23 protein-coding genes are annotated in these 19,825 nt (G+C 36.6%); 4 read left to right on the forward strand and 19 right to left on the reverse strand.

The features are described from left to right. The first annotated feature begins 191 nt into the window (after positions 1–191). Positions 192–386 (forward strand): hypothetical protein, encoded by a 195-nt coding sequence (locus ACK3CR_RS18175; protein WP_019392260.1) that lies wholly within the window; start codon positions 192–194, stop codon positions 384–386. 10 nt (positions 387–396) lie between these two features. Here ACK3CR_RS18175 and ACK3CR_RS18180 read toward each other — a convergent pair whose 3' ends face one another. The 5 genes from ACK3CR_RS18180 to ACK3CR_RS18200 all read right to left on the reverse strand — a co-directional run bounded on the left by ACK3CR_RS18180 (position 397) and on the right by ACK3CR_RS18200 (position 5,506). Continuing rightward, the gene (locus ACK3CR_RS18180) at positions 397–816 is read right to left on the reverse strand and encodes a DUF6843 domain-containing protein (protein WP_243519045.1); all 420 of its coding nucleotides are present in this window, start codon (positions 814–816) and stop codon (positions 397–399) included. A gap of 65 nt (positions 817–881) precedes the next feature. Next, positions 882–1,730 carry a class I SAM-dependent methyltransferase gene (locus ACK3CR_RS18185; RefSeq protein ID WP_243519044.1) on the reverse strand — a complete coding sequence of 283 codons (849 nt, stop codon included), beginning with the start codon at positions 1,728–1,730 and terminating at the stop codon, positions 882–884. 86 nt (positions 1,731–1,816) lie between these two features. Continuing rightward, entirely contained in the window at positions 1,817–2,890 is a 1,074-nt protein-coding gene (locus ACK3CR_RS18190) for an NAD(P)H-dependent flavin oxidoreductase (protein ID WP_243519043.1), read from the reverse strand. Between the two features lie 131 nt (positions 2,891–3,021). Beyond that, a complete protein-coding gene (locus ACK3CR_RS18195) occupies positions 3,022–4,347 on the reverse strand; it encodes a S8 family peptidase (RefSeq protein ID WP_488975900.1) in 1,326 nt (441 codons plus the stop codon). 157 nt (positions 4,348–4,504) lie between these two features. Continuing rightward, positions 4,505–5,506 carry an NADP-dependent oxidoreductase gene (locus ACK3CR_RS18200; protein ID WP_243519041.1) on the reverse strand — a complete coding sequence of 334 codons (1,002 nt, stop codon included), beginning with the start codon at positions 5,504–5,506 and terminating at the stop codon, positions 4,505–4,507. 129 nt (positions 5,507–5,635) lie between these two features. On the opposite strand from ACK3CR_RS18200, the gene ACK3CR_RS18205 reads away from it, so the two are divergent. Beyond that, positions 5,636–5,863, forward strand: a complete 228-nt coding sequence (locus tag ACK3CR_RS18205; protein WP_019392254.1) for a hypothetical protein — start codon at positions 5,636–5,638, stop codon at positions 5,861–5,863. A gap of 36 nt (positions 5,864–5,899) precedes the next feature. On the opposite strand, the gene ACK3CR_RS18210 is transcribed toward ACK3CR_RS18205, so the two are convergent. Continuing rightward, complete coding sequence (locus ACK3CR_RS18210; RefSeq protein ID WP_243519038.1) at positions 5,900–6,940, reverse strand: oxidoreductase; 1,041 nt, start codon at positions 6,938–6,940, stop codon at positions 5,900–5,902. A 125-nt stretch (positions 6,941–7,065) separates the two neighbouring features. On the opposite strand from ACK3CR_RS18210, the gene ACK3CR_RS18215 reads away from it, so the two are divergent. Further along, complete coding sequence (locus tag ACK3CR_RS18215; RefSeq protein WP_019392252.1) at positions 7,066–7,314, forward strand: hypothetical protein; 249 nt, start codon at positions 7,066–7,068, stop codon at positions 7,312–7,314. A gap of 33 nt (positions 7,315–7,347) precedes the next feature. On the opposite strand, the gene ACK3CR_RS18220 is transcribed toward ACK3CR_RS18215, so the two are convergent. From ACK3CR_RS18220 to ACK3CR_RS18245, 6 genes are read right to left on the reverse strand one after another with little or no spacing between them, the layout of a single operon-like run. Next, positions 7,348–7,479 (reverse strand): hypothetical protein, encoded by a 132-nt coding sequence (locus ACK3CR_RS18220; RefSeq protein WP_276517240.1) that lies wholly within the window; start codon positions 7,477–7,479, stop codon positions 7,348–7,350. Between the two features lie 53 nt (positions 7,480–7,532). Next, positions 7,533–7,949, reverse strand: a complete 417-nt coding sequence (locus ACK3CR_RS18225) for a DUF350 domain-containing protein (protein WP_019392250.1) — start codon at positions 7,947–7,949, stop codon at positions 7,533–7,535. 19 nt (positions 7,950–7,968) lie between these two features. Next, on the reverse strand, positions 7,969–9,222 hold the full coding sequence (locus tag ACK3CR_RS18230) for a glutathionylspermidine synthase family protein (RefSeq protein WP_488975901.1): 1,254 nt from the start codon (positions 9,220–9,222) through the stop codon (positions 7,969–7,971). A 2-nt stretch (positions 9,223–9,224) separates the two neighbouring features. Beyond that, on the reverse strand, positions 9,225–9,542 hold the full coding sequence (locus tag ACK3CR_RS18235; RefSeq protein WP_019392248.1) for a hypothetical protein: 318 nt from the start codon (positions 9,540–9,542) through the stop codon (positions 9,225–9,227). Continuing rightward, positions 9,529–10,014 carry a hypothetical protein gene (locus ACK3CR_RS18240; RefSeq protein ID WP_243519030.1) on the reverse strand — a complete coding sequence of 162 codons (486 nt, stop codon included), beginning with the start codon at positions 10,012–10,014 and terminating at the stop codon, positions 9,529–9,531. The genes ACK3CR_RS18235 and ACK3CR_RS18240 overlap by 14 nt, the downstream gene beginning before the upstream one ends. Positions 10,015–10,043: 29 nt before the next feature. Beyond that, on the reverse strand, positions 10,044–10,670 hold the full coding sequence (locus ACK3CR_RS18245; RefSeq protein WP_328122687.1) for a Yip1 family protein: 627 nt from the start codon (positions 10,668–10,670) through the stop codon (positions 10,044–10,046). A 430-nt stretch (positions 10,671–11,100) separates the two neighbouring features. Here ACK3CR_RS18245 and brnQ point away from each other — a divergent pair, with 430 nt between their 5' ends. Then, positions 11,101–12,417, forward strand: coding sequence for a branched-chain amino acid transport system II carrier protein (gene brnQ / locus ACK3CR_RS18250; protein WP_243519025.1), 1,317 nt, complete (start codon positions 11,101–11,103; stop codon positions 12,415–12,417). Positions 12,418–12,446: 29 nt separating this feature from the next. Here brnQ and ACK3CR_RS18255 read toward each other — a convergent pair whose 3' ends face one another. The 7 genes from ACK3CR_RS18255 to ACK3CR_RS18285 all read right to left on the reverse strand — a co-directional run bounded on the left by ACK3CR_RS18255 (position 12,447) and on the right by ACK3CR_RS18285 (position 19,492). Next, a complete protein-coding gene (locus ACK3CR_RS18255) occupies positions 12,447–13,562 on the reverse strand; it encodes an NADH-dependent flavin oxidoreductase (RefSeq protein ID WP_243519022.1) in 1,116 nt (371 codons plus the stop codon). A 59-nt stretch (positions 13,563–13,621) separates the two neighbouring features. Further along, positions 13,622–14,149 (reverse strand): GNAT family N-acetyltransferase, encoded by a 528-nt coding sequence (locus tag ACK3CR_RS18260; protein ID WP_410914354.1) that lies wholly within the window; start codon positions 14,147–14,149, stop codon positions 13,622–13,624. Positions 14,150–14,269: 120 nt separating this feature from the next. Beyond that, positions 14,270–15,640 carry a sensor histidine kinase gene (locus ACK3CR_RS18265; protein ID WP_328122685.1) on the reverse strand — a complete coding sequence of 457 codons (1,371 nt, stop codon included), beginning with the start codon at positions 15,638–15,640 and terminating at the stop codon, positions 14,270–14,272. Further along, the gene (locus ACK3CR_RS18270; RefSeq protein ID WP_328122684.1) at positions 15,637–16,329 is read right to left on the reverse strand and encodes a response regulator transcription factor; all 693 of its coding nucleotides are present in this window, start codon (positions 16,327–16,329) and stop codon (positions 15,637–15,639) included. The genes ACK3CR_RS18265 and ACK3CR_RS18270 overlap by 4 nt, the downstream gene beginning before the upstream one ends. Before the next feature lie 16 nt (positions 16,330–16,345). Continuing rightward, positions 16,346–17,623 carry a hypothetical protein gene (locus ACK3CR_RS18275; protein ID WP_328122683.1) on the reverse strand — a complete coding sequence of 426 codons (1,278 nt, stop codon included), beginning with the start codon at positions 17,621–17,623 and terminating at the stop codon, positions 16,346–16,348. Positions 17,624–17,771: 148 nt separating this feature from the next. Beyond that, positions 17,772–19,001 (reverse strand): polysaccharide deacetylase family protein, encoded by a 1,230-nt coding sequence (locus tag ACK3CR_RS18280; RefSeq protein ID WP_488975902.1) that lies wholly within the window; start codon positions 18,999–19,001, stop codon positions 17,772–17,774. 170 nt (positions 19,002–19,171) lie between these two features. Then, positions 19,172–19,492 carry a rhodanese-like domain-containing protein gene (locus tag ACK3CR_RS18285; RefSeq protein ID WP_100217220.1) on the reverse strand — a complete coding sequence of 107 codons (321 nt, stop codon included), beginning with the start codon at positions 19,490–19,492 and terminating at the stop codon, positions 19,172–19,174. Between the last annotated feature and the right edge of the window lie 333 nt (positions 19,493–19,825).

Consider the following 19,825-nt stretch of genomic DNA (forward strand, 5'->3'; position numbering starts at 1 on the left):
TATCTTTTTTTGTCATCGTGTATGTTTTTTAAAATTTTCATTACATATTATAACTTCTATAACGATTTAGTATGTTATTTAGTTTCACCTTTTCTAACCTTCCCGTTCTTTTGTAATAGATGGGGAGGTTCGCATTCTCTCTTTTTCTTTGCTATACTTTTTTATATTATCCCCTTGAAAGGATGAGTTGTTTGGCCTTAAGCTTGTTTAGTATTGCTTACTTTGTATTTAAAATTTTACTTTATGGTCTTTGTGTATATGGGCTTATTGTCGGTATCTTATTTCTTAACCGCAAACAGCAACTTGATGAAGAGCGAAACGAAAAACTAGCAGAACTTGTGCGCATAGCCTCTACACAAAAAGAACTACAAAAAGAAGAACAGTAACGTCTGGACGCTACTGTTTTCCTTCTCTTTTATATTCCCCTTTTTGATCCTCAAATTGCTTTTCATTTCCAACAAAAAAATATTCAATCGCTTTTTCTTCATTATTTTTTTTCGTTGTCGTTGCACCGTGGATTTTTTCACTCAGTTTAAGCTCTTTCCGATCACCATTTTCAGCGAAGTAATAATACCGGTTGTTTGTCCATCCTTGCTCTGGCGGGGGCTCTTCTGTTTCAGCTTTTCCATTTTCATCAACCCATAGCACGTTATAGGTTCCTTCCTTACTCGTCGGGAAAGCCCCTTCTTTATTATATTCCACTTCCACCCATCCAACATATCCGTCTTTTATGTAAAATAGATTTGGATACTGTTTGTCTTGATTACACGCACATAATACGAAGAGAAGAAAAGTCCCTAGAAATACCCTTTTCATGATAACGCACTCCTTGATCTTATTTCTCTTAGTATTTGTGCGAATAAAAAAACTATACGAAGTGATTAAAAGAGTGGTTCTGGTTTCCAATAAAGGAGTGCTGCTTTAAAAGGGTGAACATAATAGAAATGGCCATCTTTTTCTTCGAGATATTTATCAATAATAGAAGCCAATTTCATTTCGTCCCGTTCTTCTGTCATAATCTTGCTTGTTAAAAATGAGAAAGCTTCTTCATATGTATTAAAGCAGTATGTATTAGCCAAATCAATTAGCTGACAGTTTGCATCAATTCCAAGTTGATATAAAATGTTTTGTAACATAATATAATCACGTCGCGCATAGCGAATTGTATACCCAAGCTTTTTTTCAATTTCCCGATAGTGTCTTTGTTCAGGACCGCTCGTCATTCCAACGATAGCTAGACGACTTGCCGTATTGTTCATTTTGAAAAGTGCCTTATCTATATCATGAGTACGATAAAAACAATTGAATCCAAATACAACATCATAATTCTGCTCTAGTCGTTTTTCTTCCCATTTCCCGTGAATGAAATTCATATTATTGAGCTGTTCTTTTTCTGCTCTTTCTTTCAAATAAGAGATCATCGCTGCTGAGCTATCTACACATGTTAAAGCTTTAGCACGCTTTGCAATAGGGAAAGTATAGGTTCCCCAACCAGGACCGATCTCCGCTACTGTATCGCTTGATTTAACGTGCAGAAGGACCTCGCGAACGATATCTTCTACAAACGGCTTTTTCTTTTCTTTATGTTTTCCTTTTTCCAAGAACGCATTCCAAAACTTTTCTTCTAACTTATCATCTATCATCCGCTTTGGCATCTCATTCTCCCAATTTTTCATTCCATCTTGCCAAAGCTTTACATAATCACTCTCTAAATTTACTCCAAAGTACACATTATTCACTCTCCTATCTCTCTTTGTTTATAGTAGCAAATGTAAAGAGAATTGAACAAAAAAAAGAATGCTTAGAAGCATTCTTTTTAAGATAGGGAAGAATGACGGGAAAGCTGTTTGATCGTTTCATTTGTTTCACGAATAATATCTCGCACAACGCTGTGTGCAGACTTCAAACGACAGTAGCGACTCCCTTGTCCGCCCCACATTCCCATATACTTTTCATCGTTGACTAAAGTGGCTTTTTGCCGAATTGGCGCTGTTAAATAATGCTGTAAAGGATATGGTGCAATAGAAGAGAGGTCTTCTGAAAGTTCTTTCATAAGCTTATTTGTTAGGCCACGCGCCAACTTTCCAGAAAAAGCGGTCGTTAATTCCGTACTGCTTTCCGTTGAAGAGAAGAGAGCCTCCTTATGCTTTGGATGAGCTTCACTTTCAAAGGTGCTTAAAAAAGCCGTTCCAAGCTGTACGCCACTTGCCCCAAGACTAAATGCTGCTACAACGCCTCTTCCATCCATAATCCCCCCTGCTGCAATAACAGGAATTTGAAGATGATCAACGATTTGGGGAATTAAAGCTAGTGAACCAACAAGAGGATCGCTTTCAAAAAAGCCACCTCTATGACCTCCCGCTTCCAAACCTTGAGCAACCACTGCATCAATACCAATTTCCTCAAGAAAACAAGCTTCTTTTACACTTGTTGCTGTTCCAATCGTTTTAATTCCTTTAGAGCGAATATATTTTAAAGTAGATTCATCTGGCACCCCAAAAGCAAAGCTAAAAATCTCTACTTGTTCTTCGATCAATACGTTAAGCTGATCACGCCACGTATAGGAAGGAAGAACAACTTCATTCATATTAATATTAAACTGTTTATAATAAGGCGCTAAACGTTTCTTTCCTTCTTCAAACATTTCTTTATTATATTCGTCATCTTGAATAAGTAAATTAACTGCAAAAGGACGCGTTGTTAATTTTCTTATCTCGCCGATGTGGTAGCGAATCATTTCTGGAGACATATACCCTGCCCCAAGCGTACCTAGTCCACCGCCGTGACAAACAGAGGAGACAAGTTTGGCATTTGTAACTTTACCGGCCATTCCTGCTTGAATAATTGGAAATTCGATTCGAAATATTTCTGTAAGAGCCGTGTTGATCATTTTCCCCTCTCCTTTTATTAAAAGTTTTAGCAATGTTCCCTTCTTACTACTTTCGGTCTCTCTATAAAAAAATCCTCTATGTATAAAAAAAACTCAAGAAGCATGACATGCCTCCTGAGTAATTGTAATCATTATGCATCCGCGATTGCTTTTTCCCCATTCACAAAACCATAATCATAAATATTTTGGTCTTCCCTTAAGAGGTCTGCTCCTTCTTTAAGAAGAGCTTTAACTTCGTTTGGCGTTAACGATGGATTACTTTGTAGGATGAGAGCAATAACACCGGCACAAATAGGCGTTGCCATCGAAGTTCCTGATAAAGAGAAATATCCACTACCAATTCGATTTTCCGGTTCATTACGATCGATTATGGAATTTGGAGAGCGCAATGAAATAACATTAACTCCTGGTGCTAAAATATCTGGTTTTTCTACTCCATAAACCGTTGGTCCGCGACTAAAAAATGGAGCAACTGTATCGTCTTCTACTGTATTTTCCGTATTTTGATGATCCGAAGCTCCCACTGTAATAATTGTGCTACTAACTCCTGGCGAATCAATTGTAGATAACGCTGGACCGCTATTCCCAGCTGCTGCCACTACAACGATTCCGTTTCGCCAAGCCTCATTCACAAGATGAACAACAGGATCTTCCTCTTCTTCCTTGTAGCGAATAGCTTTGCTTCCAAGTGAAAGAGACATTATATGAATAGGTGCATGCTGATGGTGCTTGTTGTATAAAATACACCATTCAATTCCTCTCATAACACTTTCAAGAGACCCATTTCCCTCACGATCTAATACTTTTACCCCTATAATATTAGCTTTCGGAGCCGGTCCCTTATAACGTCCGTTTGATACTTGCCCATTTCCGGCAACGTCACCTGCACAATGCGTACCATGACCGTTATCATCATAAGGTTTTGTACGATTGTTAATCACATCTTTAAAAGCGATAATTCTTCCATCTAAGTCAACGTGCGAATAAACGCCAGTATCTAAGACAGCTACATTAATCCCTTCCCCTGTAAGGTCCTTGCCGCTTTTCATAACGTTTTTAGCACGTGAGGCTGGAACTGCTTTGTCTAGTAAAGCTTGAAACGACCGGTTGAAATGAACTTTTTTTACACATGAACATGTTTCTAATACTTCTTCGAGCGCATATGGCGTTAGCTCTGCTACGCAGTAGTTGCTAACATTAAAACCTTCTCCCATACGGCATTTTTTATGTTTCTGAAGAACACTTTCAATATCTTTTGCCCCATCTTCAGCTTCTTTATGAAAAGAGAAGATAACATTTAGTTTCTTATTTTTGCGTAAATGACGTTCATAGCTTTTTTGCAAAAAGCACGGCATCCATCTAAATGCTTTGTAGAAAGAAAATATTTCATCTCGAGTTGTTCGATCAAGCTTTGCTGTGTACTTGCGAACCATTTTAGTCATTGGAAAGTGAAACATCTTTTTGCCCCCTCTTTACCTCGCAAGTCTCTATTAATCTATGAGGAAACTATTAAAGTGAGAGGGCCTTTGTCCTTAATTATATAATTTGTATACTTGCCTACTTAAAAATGATAGAAAGTAAAAAACCTTGCACAATTCATGCAAGGTTTTAATGTCATTCAGCTACTTTTACAAGCTGTTTTCCTAAATTATCTCCTGAGAAAAGTCCTAAAAATGCATGGGGCACATTTTCGAATCCTTCTACAATATTCTCCTCGTATTTTACTTTCCCGTCTCTGACCCATTTGCCAAGCTCTTGGGCAGCTTCCTTAAATCCATCTGCATAGTCGCCTACAATAAATCCTTTCATAAGAGCGCTTTTTGTTAAAAGGAGAGGCTGAAGGCGAGGAACACGTTCTGCTTCTTCTTTATTATACTGAGAAATTTGGCCACAAATTGGAATACGGGCGAATTTGTTAATGAGCGACAGAACATCATCCGAAATTGAGCCACCTACATTATCAAAATAAACATCAATACCGTTTGGACATGCTTCTTTTAAGGAAGCTAAGACATTATCTTCTTTATAGTTAATAACGTAGTCGAAGTTTAGCTCTTCTTTGAGGTAGTCTATTTTTTGCTTTGAACCTGCAATTCCGACAACGCGTGCGCCTTTCAGCTTCGCGATTTGACCAACGACCATTCCAACAGCCCCTGCCGCTCCTGATACAACAACAGTTTCATTTTCCTTTGGCTCACCAATATGAAGAAGTCCAAAGTATGCTGTTAAACCTGTTAAACCAAGTACACCAAGATAAGCTGTTAGCGGAGCGATGCTTTCATCAATTTTTTGAAGACCGTCACCATTAGTTGTTGTGTAGCGCTGCCATGGAAGTCTTCCTGTTACAACGTCTCCTTCTTGGAACGCATCATTTTGTGATTTTTCTACTCTTGCAATAATACCACCATTTAATGGTTCATCAAGCTTGAAAGGTGGAACATAGCTCTCCTTATCGTTCATCCTTGATCTCATGTAGGGATCAACAGATATGTAGAGCGTTTTAAGAAGAATTTCTCCTTCGCTAGGTTCTTTTATATCTTCGTTTTCGAAACGAAACGCATCTTTTGTTGGTAATCCTTTGGGTCTTTCTGCTAGTATAATTTTTTCATTTTTCATAGTCTCTCTCCTTTTGTCTTTTTTATATCGTACCCTTTCTTTCTTTTTCCTAACAAAGAAAATGCTCAGTTTTTGTATTAATAAGTCAAAAATACTATACTATAAGTATATGAAAAAGGAGGAATGTTTTTGGAACTTGTACAGTGCAAAGTGTCCATCACAAAAAAAGTAGGAGCTGATTTCATTGAAGCATATCCCAATGAGCTTCTTTTTAAAGAAGGCTACTTTTATCCTATTTATCCAACAGAAGATGGGCAGTGGATAACGCTTGATGAAGAAGGAGAGCAGCATATTATTGCTGGTGAAAGAAATCCTAAACATGACTTTTGGTTTATGACTCATTTTGAACTCAAATAAATAAGCGACGGCAATTTCACTTGCACGTCGCTTATTTTATAAGTATATAGCCTTCTTCTCCCTGGCACTTCTCTGTACTGCTTCAATGATTTCAATTGTTCTTAGCGCCTCACTTGCTGGTACTGGCACTTCCTCATTGTGAACAATAGCATCATATATTTTTTTGTAGTATGAAACATAGCTCCCTTTTTTAGTTGGGATAATATGTGTTACATCTTGATTTCCCTCTGTCAGAGTTAATTTACCATATTGCTCAATATCATCTTCCCCATAACTTGGATCATTTATATTTGTTAAGGATTGAAGAAACTCCCATTGATTATCTTGCCCATATTTAGTAAAGCTCCCTTTGTCTCCATGTATTTCGAAAGTCGGGCCAGATTTTTTAACAATTGAGCCCGCATGTAAAATAACACGAAGCTTTTTATAGCCTAAAATCAAATGAAAATAATCATCTACTTGTGCTTTTTTGCGCTGCTGGAGGATGTCTCCATAAACAAAATTAGGCATACCAAATAATATAAGAGCTTGATCAATTAAATGCGATCCTAAGTCGTACAGCACCCCTCCTCCATGTCTACTGTTATTACGCCACTCTTGCTCTACATAAGGACTAAAACGATTCATTGTTGCTTCATAAAAGTAAACGTCTCCTAATTTCTGCTCATTTAGCAATGACTGCACAGTTAAAAAGTCATTATCCCATCGCCTATTTTGGTAAACACTTAAAAGAACGCTGTACTCTTCTGAAAGCTCAATTAAATGACGAGCTTGCTCTTGTGATACAACAAATGGTTTCTCAACAATCGTATGCTTCCTTCCTTGAATCGCTTGCACTGCCATCTCATAGTGAAGATCATTTGGAGTTGTTATCACAACAACGTCAATCTCAGGATCTTCTGTAATGTTTTCAAGTTCTTTGACAACTTCTACTTCCGGAAAAATTTCGCTTACTTTATCAGGTTTTGTTGACATTACTTTTTTTACATTGAATTCCTCTAAATCTTTGAAAATGGGGGCATGAAATGTTGCTCCAGAAAATCCAAAACCTACTAATCCTACGTTAACTTTTCTCACAAAAACCACTCCATTATATTAAATTCCTCTTTGTTTCTGTTCCCCAGTGATAAAATACCCAAACTTTCATATAAAATCCATCATTTTACACATACTATACTTATTACAAATAAGGAGGAAGAAAAATGTCCATTTACAAAAGATATATTCTTGTTCTTTTTTTCATCATGTCTTTTAGCTTACTTGTTGGTTCTCTTGCCACAACGCTCTTAACAGAAGAAGGGGGAATGATTTTTTCTCTCTTTGCTTACTTTTTGCTTTCCCTCACTTTATTATGGCTCCCCCTCAGAGTTGAAAATCGCTTTTTTGAAGCTTATAAACGTTGGATGGAAAAGGGAGGAAAATGGGGAGAAGGAAAAACAAATGAAGACTAAATTAAAAAGGGCAAACGAGTTCGTTTGCCCTTTTTACGTTGATCTTCTTTTTTCTCTTTTTTCTTTTTTTCCTCTTGTAAAAGAGAACAGAATAGATAGGAAAATGAAAATGCCTCCTGCTAGTAACAAAACATCTCCTAAAAAAGCGAAGTTAAATAGACTCATCCAGAACGCTCCTTTTTTCTTACTCTATTCTCTATAAAGGGGTTGTATGACTATTAGTAAGTTAAGCTTCCAGCTACAATAAGTCCAACGGCAATAGAAGCACCAAATAAACTTACTCCAATTGCTACATTTCCTTCTTCTACTTTCTGAGCAAGATTAGTTTTGGGAGTTAGAATATATTCAATAATCCAGTAGGATATAACTTGAGTTAGAATACCGATAACTCCCCAAATAAATGCATCAAACAAGCTTAAGCTATGTCCCCAAACTGTATACAATACAATCGCAAGCCCTATACCTTTCCCCCATAACTTAAGCGCAACAGCTATATTCCCCTGTCTTATTAATTCACGATCTGAAAACTTTGTTGTTAATTCAAAAACAAGTACACCTAAAAGAAGAAGAAGAAGCCCTGTTCCTGTATAGGATAAGAAATTAATAAATCCTTCCGCTGTTAAATACGTTTTCATTTTGAACGTTCCCCCTAGTCTAATTTTGTGCTACAGGCAAAAAATAAGCTCCGTTATCTGTAATCTCTCCACCTGCTCGAATTCCGATTGCGCTCGCTTTTCCGCTCACTAAAAAACATCCGTACATAATGCGCGCTTCTTTTACTCCATCAATCGTTTGAATATTAGATACTGGTAGACTTTCATACTGCTGATAAACACTTAAATACTCGTCATACGTGTGATAAGGGTTTTGACTTTTGTTTTCTCCTTTTTCACTGTAAATTTCTACTGTATCTCCCTCACGTCCAAATGCAGGTTTTTGTACAAAAGCTTTCTCTTGTTCTCGAAACGGTGCAGAATCTAAATACGTTGGTAGAAAGTAAGTAGAAATCCAGGTATGCTCTTTTTTCGTAAAAAAAGAATGATTTGTTTCATGAAGACCCCAAATAAGTGCTTGCACAGCTTTTGACTGAAGTAAAAATGCCGCTGAGGGGTTAATAATAGAGAGCTTATTCTCGTTAACAAGCCTCATCAAAGCTTCTCCAACAGCCTCATTAGAGTCGTCTTTATCTAAAATAAGATGTTCTAGAGGATATGTTTGTCTATACAAAACATCTATTTTTTGGTAAAAAGAGTCGTAAATTCCTCTAGCTATCTCTTCTTCATCCTCTATCACAATTTTAAGGTTCTGAAGGGGAACATAGTGAGCAGGAAGAGAGCTAAGATCAAGAAGATATTTTGTTGTATAGAAATCCTCCATATCATCTTCATGTGAAGTGAATACAATATTTGGAGGTCCGCTCTTATGTAAGCATCTAAAGCTTTGACTTACGGCCTCTTCAATTGCTTCTTTTAGCTCTCCTTCGCATCCTTTGTTTGGATTCTGAACCCCAAAATGCTCACAAACTTTTCCATTCACAAAAAAAGTTTCTTTAATAAATGTGGGGGTGTCTGCATTTAGTTCAAGTAGTTTAATTTTGCCCTCTTTCACAATTAGATCTGCCCGAGCAATCACGCTTGGTACGTTTAAAGGTGAAGAAGATTTCAGAAAGAAGAGAGTACTAGCTGGAAAACCAAGCTGAAGCAGTACATCATCTTCTAAGTTCTGAAGAAGGGGAACTGTTTTAAAAAACAAATGTCCAATTCGCTCTGTTGCTGTTCGAATTTCATCGATTGTTTCTTTTTTCTCTTCCTTCACATCATAAAGAGCATACTCTTCGTTATATAAGTCAGGCCAAAACTCGGGAATATGGCTAAAAAAGTCCTTCCTTTTACGTGAGAAATCTTCCATACTTAGCCACCAAAGCTGCCTTTCGTGCCGCTGCCAATGCCAGATTTAAATTTTGAACTGTTCTTATATGACTTATAGCTGCTGCTTTGCTGCAAAGCTGATTTATTCGAAAACCACCTTCCACCATAATAAAAATAGCCGCTTCTGTGTGAAGAAGAATCATCACAATAGTATGTTTGTGTTTCCTCGTCCCAATCCCAGTCTTTACACTCATCTGTATCAGGTTCCTTTGGGCGTGAATCAGAAGAAGAACAAGCTGTCATTGAAAATGTAAAAAGTGAAGCAACTACACCTGTCATCATCTTTTTAGTTTTTTTCATGATAAACTCCCTTTTGACTTAGATTATCTGTCACTTTTGTTACATATAAAGAATATGTACGCCGGTCTTCGTCAATTTCAGCTGAGTCACGCTCCCACTCTACATCTTCAATATATGTATAAACACTTCCGATTACGCAAAAAACATCCAAATGATTCTGAAAATATTCAACCTTTAAAATGGGATGATCTTGATTTGGAGCATATTCTCTTATTTCAAGTTTCAGAGAGTGACTGGATGCTTGATCAACATTTAGAATTTCTCCTTTTTCATATTCTTCAACATAAATAATAAAAAGACTGCCTTCTAGAGCTGAGGATGTTTGTTTATACGTTATCCCCTGTTTTACAAAAAATTCACACTCTCGTCTTGCAATAATTTGCTCAATTTCAATATTCTCATAGAAATAAAGAGCTTCAATTTCCTTCCCTTTTAAAAGCCGATACTCTAATACTGGATTTCCGTGATACATACTTTATCCCCCTTTGCCTTTCACTTTAATTATGACAATGTATTAAATGTGAGAAGCATACCGAATAAAATGACTAAAACAATAATCCAGCTGAAAAATACTGTGAGAAAACTTTTTCCAAAAGATAAACGATGTGCTTCACTAACTGACGCTACTGTTAAAATAAAGGACCATAAAAGAGCAATCACTTCAATAATAGAAAAAACAAGCAAAGTAATTGAGGAAAACGTTGATAATGTATTACTTTGAATTTGAAAGAAATGCTCCTGTAAAAAAAGAAGCGGAATAAGGGTCAAAATAGTATTAGTAGCAAGCGGTGTTAGACTATAAGCTGTTGCAATTTGAATATGGCTAAAATCACTTCTACCTCCAAATAATGAACCAAAAAACATATATAAAACACTAAATAAAAACCATCCCAAAATCCCCATTACAAATCCACCGATAATAACGGAAAGTAAAATAGTTAAAAGACTTGTATCATCTCCCACGTTTTGCAATCGACTAATAATGGTGATTCCGCTTATTCCTCCTAACCATAATATGAGGAAGGCCCAGAGAAACCGAGCATCATAAAAAAGTGATGTTAACGTTTGCTTTGGACTTTTTAACATTCCTAGAAAAGGATGTTGATCTCTTGTTGACATTCTTAACATTATTGTACCTCCATATTTTTTGCTTTTTTCCCTCATAAAGTATAACAAAATTTTCAAAAGAATATCGTAATCCTTTAAAAATGCTTCAGAATTCCTTCAAAAAGAGGCACGTTTTTTTCTTTACTAGTTCTTTTTACACGTCTATTTTCTACATTTTTCTGACTTTCTCTTCTTTTGATATAATGAATAGGCGAGGTGAATAAAAGATGGATTTTTTAATTGATACACTAATGTGGAGCGGTATTGTGTTTGTTGTGCTTTTTTTAGCCTTACTTACAACATTAAATAAGCGAAAATAACTAATGTTTATATAGAGACATTTCATAGAGTAAGGGAGCTATTTTTTGAATTTTACTACTTTTAAAATGCTGTAGATTGTCCTCTTATGCGCTGTTATACTACATACATGAAAAAAGAGAGGACTTACATTATGAAAAATTTAAACAACAAAGAGCTTCTTCTACTAAGCTTTATGCTTTTTTCTATGTTTTTTGGAGCGGGTAATCTCATCTTTCCTGCTTTTTTAGGAAGAGCTTCCGGTGAAGAGATGGTAATTGCATTAATTGGTTTTATTATTACAGCCGTTGGACTTCCAATTTTAGGAGTAATGACAATTGCTAATACAGGAAGCATCCAAACGTTAGGATCTCGTGTTCACAAAAGTTTTGCTTTCTTATTCCCACTTGTTATTTACGTTTCAATTGGTCCAGGCCTTGCTATTCCTCGTGCAGGGACTATTGCGTATGAAATGGGAATGAAGCCTTTTCTTCCTTCTTCATCCCTTCTTCTCGGAATCTATACAATAATCTTTTTTGCACTTGTTCTATGGCTGAGCCTTTCACCATCAAAGCTTGTTGACCGCTTTGGGAAACTGTTGACTCCTATTTTATTAGGTCTTATTTTAATGATTTTTGTAAAAAGTCTTATTACGCCGCTTGGCAATTTTCAACAAGCAGAAGAAGTTTATCAAGAAAATACGTTCTTCAAAGGATTTTTAGACGGCTACCAAACAATGGATGCTTTAGCTGCGCTTGTGTTTGGAATTTTTGTAGCAAACGCGATTTTAGCAAAGGGAGTCCAAGAACCAAAGAAAGTTTCAAAATATATGATGATAGCTGGACTTGGTGCAGGGACACTTCTTGCTTCTATTTACGCTATACTAGCATACTTAGGTGGTTCAAGTTCTTCAATTGGAATGGCTAATAACGGTACTGACGTCTTAACAATCGTAATGTCTACCCTTTTTGGAGAATTTGGCACGCTTCTTTTAGGTATTTTATTTACTTTAGCTTGTTTGTGCGTTTCTATCGGGCTTATCATTTCATGCAGTCAATATTTTTCTACACTTTTTACCTTTTTATCATACAAAGGGTGGGCAACTTTACTCACTATAGTCAGTTTAGCTATTGCAAACTTAGGGTTGAATCAAATATTGGCTTTTTCCTCCCCTTTGCTTGGTTTTATTTACCCCATGGCTGTTGTTTTGATTGTACTTGGTCTTTTTGATCGTACGCTTCGCTATCGAACATCTGTATATCGTTATGCAGTTGTTTTCTCTGGTCTCTTTAGCTTTTTTGAAACAATCAACACTGTATTTTTAAACAAGAAACTTGATGCAGTACTCTCTTTGGTTCCACTCTATGAGGCTGGAGTTGGATGGGTCGTTCCAGCTCTTTTAGGCATAGCAGTTGGATTTCTTTTCTCTTCTCCTCTTTCATTAAAAGAAGAAAAAAGGCTATCTGCTTAATAAAAAAGGCCTTCATATGAAGGCCTTTTCTATTCTTCAACAGGAAACCATCCTGGCGTATTCATAATTGCATTCCATAAATCATCAGGGATAACGAGCTCTTTCTGACTCTTCTTACTGAGTGTCGTCCGAATATTTTGTTCTTCACCTTTTTCTACTTTTTGAATCCACTGAGGCTCCATGACCAACTCTCTGCCAAGTGCAACGAGCGGCACTTCTTCTAGAGCTTTTGCAACATCTGCTGGTGTATGTAAAGATCCAACGCCAATAAGCGGCACCTTATCACCAATGCGCTCTTTCGCTAGTAAAACCCGAGAAGCTTTATCCTCTTTATCACGTATTGATCCTCCCCAGAAATCTTGAACCGAAATATGCAGATAGTCTAAATTTTGTTCTTTTAAAAAGTCTATAAGCTTAAACGTATCCTCCATTGTAATGCCTGGGCTTTCAATTTCTTCAGGTGAGAAACGGTAACCAATTACAAAAGGACGATTTTCTACAACCGATCTTACCTCTTTAATGACTTCTTTAATAAAGTTCATTCGATTGTAAACATCACCTCCCCACTTATCCTTTCGACGATTGGAATGAGGAGAGAAAAATTGCTGAAGCAAATACGTATTAGCTCCGTGAATTTCTACGCCATCAAACCCTGCTTCAAGTGCACGTTTGGCAGATTCCTTAAATCCTTCAATAACACGTTCAATGTCCTCCTCCGTCATTTCTCTTGGCGTCACACTTCCTTCACGTTCGGGAGCAACAGCACTTGCACTAATAGGAATTCCATCTTCTAGTAACTCTGGTGGGCACATGCGTCCCCCATGAAAAATTTGCAAAATAGCTTTTGTTCCTCGATGTTGAATTGTATTTGCTAACTTTTGTAAACTTGGTACAAGATTATCTTGGTGGGATCCGATTTCTCCTTTAAAGCCTTTCCCGTCTCTCGTTACGTAAGCGCAAGCTGTAATGATAGCTCCAACCCCTCCAGTTCGCTTACTGTAATAAGCAAGTTCTTCTTCTGTCACTTCGCCTGTTTCATCATCAGAAGCATAGTTTGTCATTGGGGCAAGCATTACTCTATTTTTTAATTCTACGCCGCTTTTAAACGTAAACGGCTCTAGGATATGCTCATAATTAGAATTCATCTTTTCATTCCTCCAACCAACAGTTTAAGGTACCATTACTTTTCGTTATCTTTCCCTTTTTACTTTTTTATTAAACCGTTGCGTTGCTTCCATTCTTTACTTAGCATACTCATTTCAATACTGTTCCAATATCCGCTTGTTGTTTTGAGCTTCTCGCGCAGAATTCCTTCTTGAACAAAGCCAAGTTTTTCATATGTTTTATAAGCCGATATATTGAAATCATATACTCCAAGACTGATGCGATTTAAGTTCAGCTCTTCGAACCCAATCTGTAGCATATGCTTCATCATCAATGTTCCATAACCTTTTCCACGGCTATTTTCTTCGACAACAACCCTTCCAATTCGTCCTGAACGGTTTTGATAATCAATGTGAGCAAGACTAATGTGTCCGACAACGTCATCATCTTGAACAAGGACAAAAATATACCGGTCACTTCCTATCCCATTTGCTCCCTTTATGTACGCTTTTAATTCTTCTATTTTTAAAGGATAAGAAAAACTTGAACCTGCCCATGTCATTAGCTCTTCTTCACTAGAAGCCCAGTTGACGATTTTCTTTAAATCTTTTCTAGTAATTTCTCTCATATACACCACTGCGCTCACCTCTCGCCTTTTCTATAAGATACCTTAAAAGAAAAGCCTCGTTCAAACTTTTTTGCACGACAAATTTTTTCATACAAAAAAGCTCTCACATAAAGAGAGCTTTTAAGCTTCTAAAAAGGGTAGAATAACAACTACTTCTGTTCCAATTCCTTCTTCGCTATTCACATCAATTTTCCCACCGTGAAGAGCTACAATATTGTAGGCAATAGCCAAACCAATCCCAGCACCGTTATGCTTCATATCTGCTTGATAAAAAGTTTTTGAGATATGGGGGATATGTTCTTCGGAAATGCCTTGTCCATTATCACAAATTTTCACACTTACCGCTTTTTTAAATTTTTGCAGAGAAACTTTTACTTCTCCCTTTGTTCCCGTATACTTCACTGCATTATCAATAATATTTAAAAACACTTGCTTTAATCGATTTTCGTCTCCCCAAAATACAGCACAATCACCGCTATAAGTTAGTGAGATTTCTTTTTCCTGTGCTTTTATCTTCCAGTGAAACACAATTTCCTCTAAAAGCTCATTAAGGTCAAACGTATGTTTCAAGAGCGTAATTCGATTAGCTTGCAACCGTGAAAAGTCTAACAAATCTTCTACAAGATGAATGAGCCGGTCTGTTTCAGAAGAGATAATTCCCATACCTTGCGCAATTTCTTCCTTAGAAAGATAGTCGGGGTCTTTCAACGTTTCAGCCCATCCTTTAATTCCGGTAAGCGGGGTTCTTAACTCATGAGAAATCGAAGATATAAACTCATTCTTCAAACGCTCGTTTTCTTGAATTTCATCTGCCATATAATTTAAAGTTAAGGCAAGATGGCCAAGTTCGTCCGGACTTTTTGTTTCAATACGATTTTGAAATTGACCTTTTGCCATTTTCGAGGAAATAGAAATAATATGCTGAATAGGTTTTAAAAAAGAATTTGATAACCTCCAACTTAAGATAAAAGCTGCGGATGCAATAATCAAATTAAGAACAAGCGTTATGATTGTAAAACGTAAAATCATTTTATCAATATCTGTTAACGATGTTTCATAACAGAGATAGCCAATCACTTGATCTTGATGAAAGAGAGGTTGATAAAAGGTCATGACTTTCTCGCCTAGTGGAGAATAGACAATATCTTTTAAAGTGCCCCCTTCTTTTAAAAAAGTCGGAATGTTAACTTTCTTCTCTACTGCCAATCCAGATGAAGATTGAACAACCTCTCCTCTGCTGTTCAAGAGAAGAAGGTTTGTACCAGGCATCTGAAATGAATGAATAATTTCACTGCTATACTCTTTTAAGTCGAATGTATAGAGAGGGTGATATTGATCAAAAAAAGAACGGCTTGTTTGAGCATGCTGACGGATCGTTTCTTCAATGTTTCCATAATAATAATGATAAATAGCAAAAGTAAAGATAGCTTGAAAAAGGATTACAATGAGAAGAATAACCGACATGAAATAGAGAAGAATTCGCCGCCTCATTCTCCCTCGCCTTTCCAGTAATATCCTCTTCCCCAAACTGTTTCAATATAAGTAGGACGTGAAGGATTATCTTCAATTTTTCGTCTCAATCTTCTAATATTAACATCAACCACTTTAGGATCTCCTATGTACTCCTCTCCCCATACGCGATCCAACAGCTCATGACGTGAAAATAATTCCTTTGGGGCGCTCATAAATTCCTGCATCAAACAAAATTCCGTTGGTGTTAAATCAATTTCTTCTCCTCTTTTTTTCAAGACTTCATTAACAAGGTAAAGTTCAAATGGCCCTGACTTTACAATGTCTTGATCTCGTTTTTGAATGCGACCAAGTCTTCGCAAAAGAGAGTGAATTCTCGCCGTTAGCTCGCTTGGGCTAAACGGTTTTGTAATATAATCGTCTGCTCCAATTGTTAATCCTTCTACTTTATCTTCGTCCTGCGTTCGAGCTGTAAGCATAATAATTCCCACAAGTTCATTTTTTTGACGAATTTGCTCGCATACGGAAAACCCATCAATTCCGGGTAACATCACGTCTAATAAAGCAATATCAAAAGAAGAGCTTTCCATAAGTTCTAGCGCTTGTTCTCCAGTATGAGCTTCCGTAACGTCATAACCCGCTTTTTTTAAATTTAAAACAATAAAACTGCGAATTGCACTCTCGTCTTCTAATACTAAAATTTTCCCCATAGCTTTGTCACCTTACTTAGTCTCTAATATTTTCTGATAAAAGATGAAAGAGAGAACCATACTTTCTTTCTTCTTCTGCTTTCATTGCATAGACATGCTTTAATGTATTCTCAATTTCAATATAGCTCTTGCTTTGGCTTTCCCACTCTTTATTTGTAAAACGATAGAGAGTGAAAAGATTTTTACCGTCTTTAACTCGTTCAATCGTAAGCTTGTGTTCATTTGTAGAACGAGCGATTGTGACAAGGCCGAACCACTCTTTTGGAAATGTAAGCTCGTACCCTTGTTCATAGTTTGGATAATGTTCCGCAACTTCTTTTAACGACCCATCTTCTTTTAGTTCATAATAATATACAAACCACGGTAGTGATACAAAAGGCTCTTCTTCCCATCCTTTTGGCACAACCGTCTTTCCTATCTCAATAATTCCATTCTCGTTAACATCCTCGCTATAAACAATCATAGACTTGATGGCCTCTTTATTCTTTGCATCAAGCTTCATAATAAGCTTGCCTTCCTCATATCCAAGAACATATGTTGAAGCAGAATGGGCCCCAACTCCAACATCAATGAAAACTCCTTTTTTCCCTTTTGTATAATAACCATCTTTCATTTGCTCAATGCCATTAATAGATGAATCAAGTTTAAGAGAGGACTGCTCTATAAAATACCCATTGTCTTCTTTAAAAAGGCGAGCTGTAAACTCTTTTCCCTTTTGGAGGCTAAGCGTTATAATTTCGCTGCTCCCATCTCCATCGAGATCTGCTGCAATAGTGCGCGTATAAGAGGTTTGAAAAACATCCTCTATTTTTGAAGCAGAAAATCTATAGATGTGCATTTTTTTCTCGCTTATACCCTCATATCCAAATCCAGCAGCTAAAAGCATTGCCTTCTGTCCTTTTACTTGAATAGGGGACAGATCTGTAATCTCCCCATAATTTTGAATTGTTTTGGTTGCAACCTTTTCCCACTGATCCTTCTTTTGATAGAAAACCATCTTGATTTCAAAAGGTTTTTTTTCATTCTTGTAGAAGAAAACTGCTTCATTTTTCTCCCCGTCCCCATCAAAATCTTCGATATAAATAGAGCGTTTCTCTTCGGAATGTTTTGGAGTAAGTAAAAAGGGGCGTGTCCGATATAAAGAATCTTTCTTTATTTGTTCTTTTAATGCTTGCTCGTTTTTTTCCACTTTTGGGCTTTTCATTAACGAGCTTGGTGGTTCCAAATTTAGACCACATCCACCTAATAAAACTGTTAATAGAAGAACTAAAAGCAGCAAAACGCTTTTCATCATATAACTCCTCTAATCTGCAATGTAAATTCTCATATTACTTTCATAAGTTGCCTTTGCTATCATAACAAATTTTAAAATCTAATTCATCTTCCACAAAAAACAGAAGGCTTGTCCTAAAAAGGAAAAGCCTTCACAATAACACCATTTTTTAAAAATGAACAACTGGTAGCGTATCGTCAAGTGGCTTCATTTTATAGCCATGAGCACTTAAGTAGTCTAATAGGTCATTCAAATGTTGAGCCGTTGTTTGTTTGTCATGTAGGAGAATTACTGGTTCTTTAAAAGATTTCGTTTCAATATCATGAATAACTCCGTTCACATAACGAGCATCTTTGTATTTCCAATCTAGACTATCAATATTCCAATCCCACAGTTCAAATCCATTTTGGTGCACAGCTTCTAAATATTCCGGTTTCATATATGGAACGCTTCCATAAGGAGTACGAATAAGGTTTGTGCGCACGCCTGTTAAATGATAAAGATCATTCTGTGCTTCTTTCATCTCCCCAACAACCGTATCTTTAGATTGGTAGATTTGATGAGCATCATGGCTTACTCCATGTAAAGCAGGCTCATGGCCTCCTTCTACAATTGCTTTCGTTGCTTCAGGGAAACGTTTCATATTAGGTCCAAGCATAAAAAACGTTCCTTTAGCATTATGAGCATCAAGGATTTGTAGAATTTCTTGAGTATGTGTACTAGGGCCATCGTCAAATGTTAGATAAACGACTTTCTCTTCTTGATTCTCTTCGTTTGAGGGAGCTGTTGGCAATTCAGGTGTAGAAGGGGTCGTTTGATTTCCACTCTGCTGAGCAGATGCTTGTTCTTGTTTATTTTCAGATGAAGAAGACACATTCTCTTGTTTCTTCTCTTCTTTATTTTCTTTGTCTGCTTTTTCTTCCTCATCCACTCTTGGTTTTGTTTCTTTCTTCTCTTCTGTCTCTTGTGCTTTTTCTTGTGCTTTTTCTTGTGCTTTTTCTTTTACTTCTTCTTCCTCTTTTTCTTTTACTTCTTCTTCTGCCTTCATGTCTGGTATACTTTTATTCTGTTGTTTAGCTGCTTCTTCTATAGATTGATTCGGCTCTACTGAGTTTTCAGCTTGATTCTCTTTCTCTTGTAAGGATTGATTCGGCTCTTCTTGTTCTTCGTTCTTATGTATAGAAGATTGATCTTTCTTTTCTTCCTGCTGGATTGCTTCCGATTTCATTTTCTCTTCCTGTGAGTCTACACTTTTCTCCGTTGAGCTCTTATCAGTGCTGCTTTGAGCCTTCTCCACTGCCGCAACTCCACCAAGGCTTATAAGTACAACAGCTGCACCAATTGCAATCTTCTTAACGCTATTACTCCATCCTTTTTTGTTACCTTCTTTTTGCTTCATTCTTACAAATAACCCCCAAATATTGTCGAAAATTAGTTTATTATTCTAGTATAAATTGGTTACTTCGACAAATGGTAACAAAAGAGTTACAAGTTTACCGCAATGGCACATTATAAAAAAGACTTGCCAATAGACAAGTCTTTTTTATATCATTCCTTAGTACAAATTGTTTATAAACACCAGTATCCTTTTACTCTAACGCCTTTACGACTTAGCTGTCTCACAGTTAAATTTTTTAAGACAGCATCAGATACGATAATAACAACTTCATTCTTCGGAATATCACCGTATTGCCTTTTCAAATACGGCAATGGAATATGCAGTGCATCTTCACACGGCTTTGTTTTAACTTCGTGAAAATCGCGAACGTCAATTAAGATAGCACTCTCAACTTCCTGACATGAAGTTACCTTTTTGACGCCCACAACAGGGATGTAGCGCTGATAAACAAGAAAAAAAACTAAACAACCTATAAGACCTATAACACTCATTAGAAGCACAATGCCACCTACTTACCCTTATTTTACAAACTTAATCCTACTACACGAAAAAGCAAAAATCAAAAATAAAAACTGAATTAAATAAAATTATATAAATTTTCTAAAATATTTATCAATTTTTCAAAAAACAAGGTGTTATAATGCACCTCAAAAATAAGGGAGGAAAACGTGATTGTCTTGATAAGAAAAATGATGAACTCAAGATAGCAAGAACGTCTAAGGAGTTGACAAACGTAAGTGGTAGAGCATAGCTAAGGAAATTGTTCCTTTTCCCATTCAAAAACTTTTCTCGAATCAGCCCATAATAAAGAAGTATGATAAAAG

This window comes from Priestia sp. TRM10, from assembly GCF_057808375.1.

What these genes read in the sequence shown, in the direction of transcription:
- ACK3CR_RS18180 (WP_243519045.1), bottom strand. Translation starts at nt 816, where the DNA reads ATGAAAAGGGTATTTCTAGGGACTTTTCTTCTCTTCGTATTATGTGCG.
- ACK3CR_RS18190 (WP_243519043.1), bottom strand. Translation starts at nt 2,890, where the DNA reads ATGATCAACACGGCTCTTACAGAAATATTTCGAATCGAATTTCCAATT.
- ACK3CR_RS18195 (WP_488975900.1), bottom strand. Translation starts at nt 4,347, where the DNA reads ATGTTTCACTTTCCAATGACTAAAATGGTTCGCAAGTACACAGCAAAG.
- ACK3CR_RS18200 (WP_243519041.1), bottom strand. Translation starts at nt 5,506, where the DNA reads ATGAAAAATGAAAAAATTATACTAGCAGAAAGACCCAAAGGATTACCA.
- ACK3CR_RS18215 (WP_019392252.1), top strand. Translation starts at nt 7,066, where the DNA reads ATGTCCATTTACAAAAGATATATTCTTGTTCTTTTTTTCATCATGTCT.
- ACK3CR_RS18220 (WP_276517240.1), bottom strand. Translation starts at nt 7,479, where the DNA reads ATGAGTCTATTTAACTTCGCTTTTTTAGGAGATGTTTTGTTACTAGCA.
- ACK3CR_RS18225 (WP_019392250.1), bottom strand. Translation starts at nt 7,949, where the DNA reads ATGAAAACGTATTTAACAGCGGAAGGATTTATTAATTTCTTATCCTAT.
- ACK3CR_RS18230 (WP_488975901.1), bottom strand. Translation starts at nt 9,222, where the DNA reads ATGGAAGATTTCTCACGTAAAAGGAAGGACTTTTTTAGCCATATTCCC.
- ACK3CR_RS18235 (WP_019392248.1), bottom strand. Translation starts at nt 9,542, where the DNA reads ATGAAAAAAACTAAAAAGATGATGACAGGTGTAGTTGCTTCACTTTTT.
- ACK3CR_RS18240 (WP_243519030.1), bottom strand. Translation starts at nt 10,014, where the DNA reads ATGTATCACGGAAATCCAGTATTAGAGTATCGGCTTTTAAAAGGGAAG.
- ACK3CR_RS18245 (WP_328122687.1), bottom strand. Translation starts at nt 10,670, where the DNA reads ATGTTAAGAATGTCAACAAGAGATCAACATCCTTTTCTAGGAATGTTA.
- brnQ (WP_243519025.1), top strand. Translation starts at nt 11,101, where the DNA reads ATGAAAAATTTAAACAACAAAGAGCTTCTTCTACTAAGCTTTATGCTT.
- ACK3CR_RS18255 (WP_243519022.1), bottom strand. Translation starts at nt 13,562, where the DNA reads ATGAATTCTAATTATGAGCATATCCTAGAGCCGTTTACGTTTAAAAGC.
- ACK3CR_RS18260 (WP_410914354.1), bottom strand. Translation starts at nt 14,149, where the DNA reads ATGAGAGAAATTACTAGAAAAGATTTAAAGAAAATCGTCAACTGGGCT.
- ACK3CR_RS18265 (WP_328122685.1), bottom strand. Translation starts at nt 15,640, where the DNA reads ATGAGGCGGCGAATTCTTCTCTATTTCATGTCGGTTATTCTTCTCATT.
- ACK3CR_RS18270 (WP_328122684.1), bottom strand. Translation starts at nt 16,329, where the DNA reads ATGGGGAAAATTTTAGTATTAGAAGACGAGAGTGCAATTCGCAGTTTT.
- ACK3CR_RS18275 (WP_328122683.1), bottom strand. Translation starts at nt 17,623, where the DNA reads ATGATGAAAAGCGTTTTGCTGCTTTTAGTTCTTCTATTAACAGTTTTA.
- ACK3CR_RS18280 (WP_488975902.1), bottom strand. Translation starts at nt 19,001, where the DNA reads ATGAAGCAAAAAGAAGGTAACAAAAAAGGATGGAGTAATAGCGTTAAG.
- ACK3CR_RS18285 (WP_100217220.1), bottom strand. Translation starts at nt 19,492, where the DNA reads ATGAGTGTTATAGGTCTTATAGGTTGTTTAGTTTTTTTTCTTGTTTAT.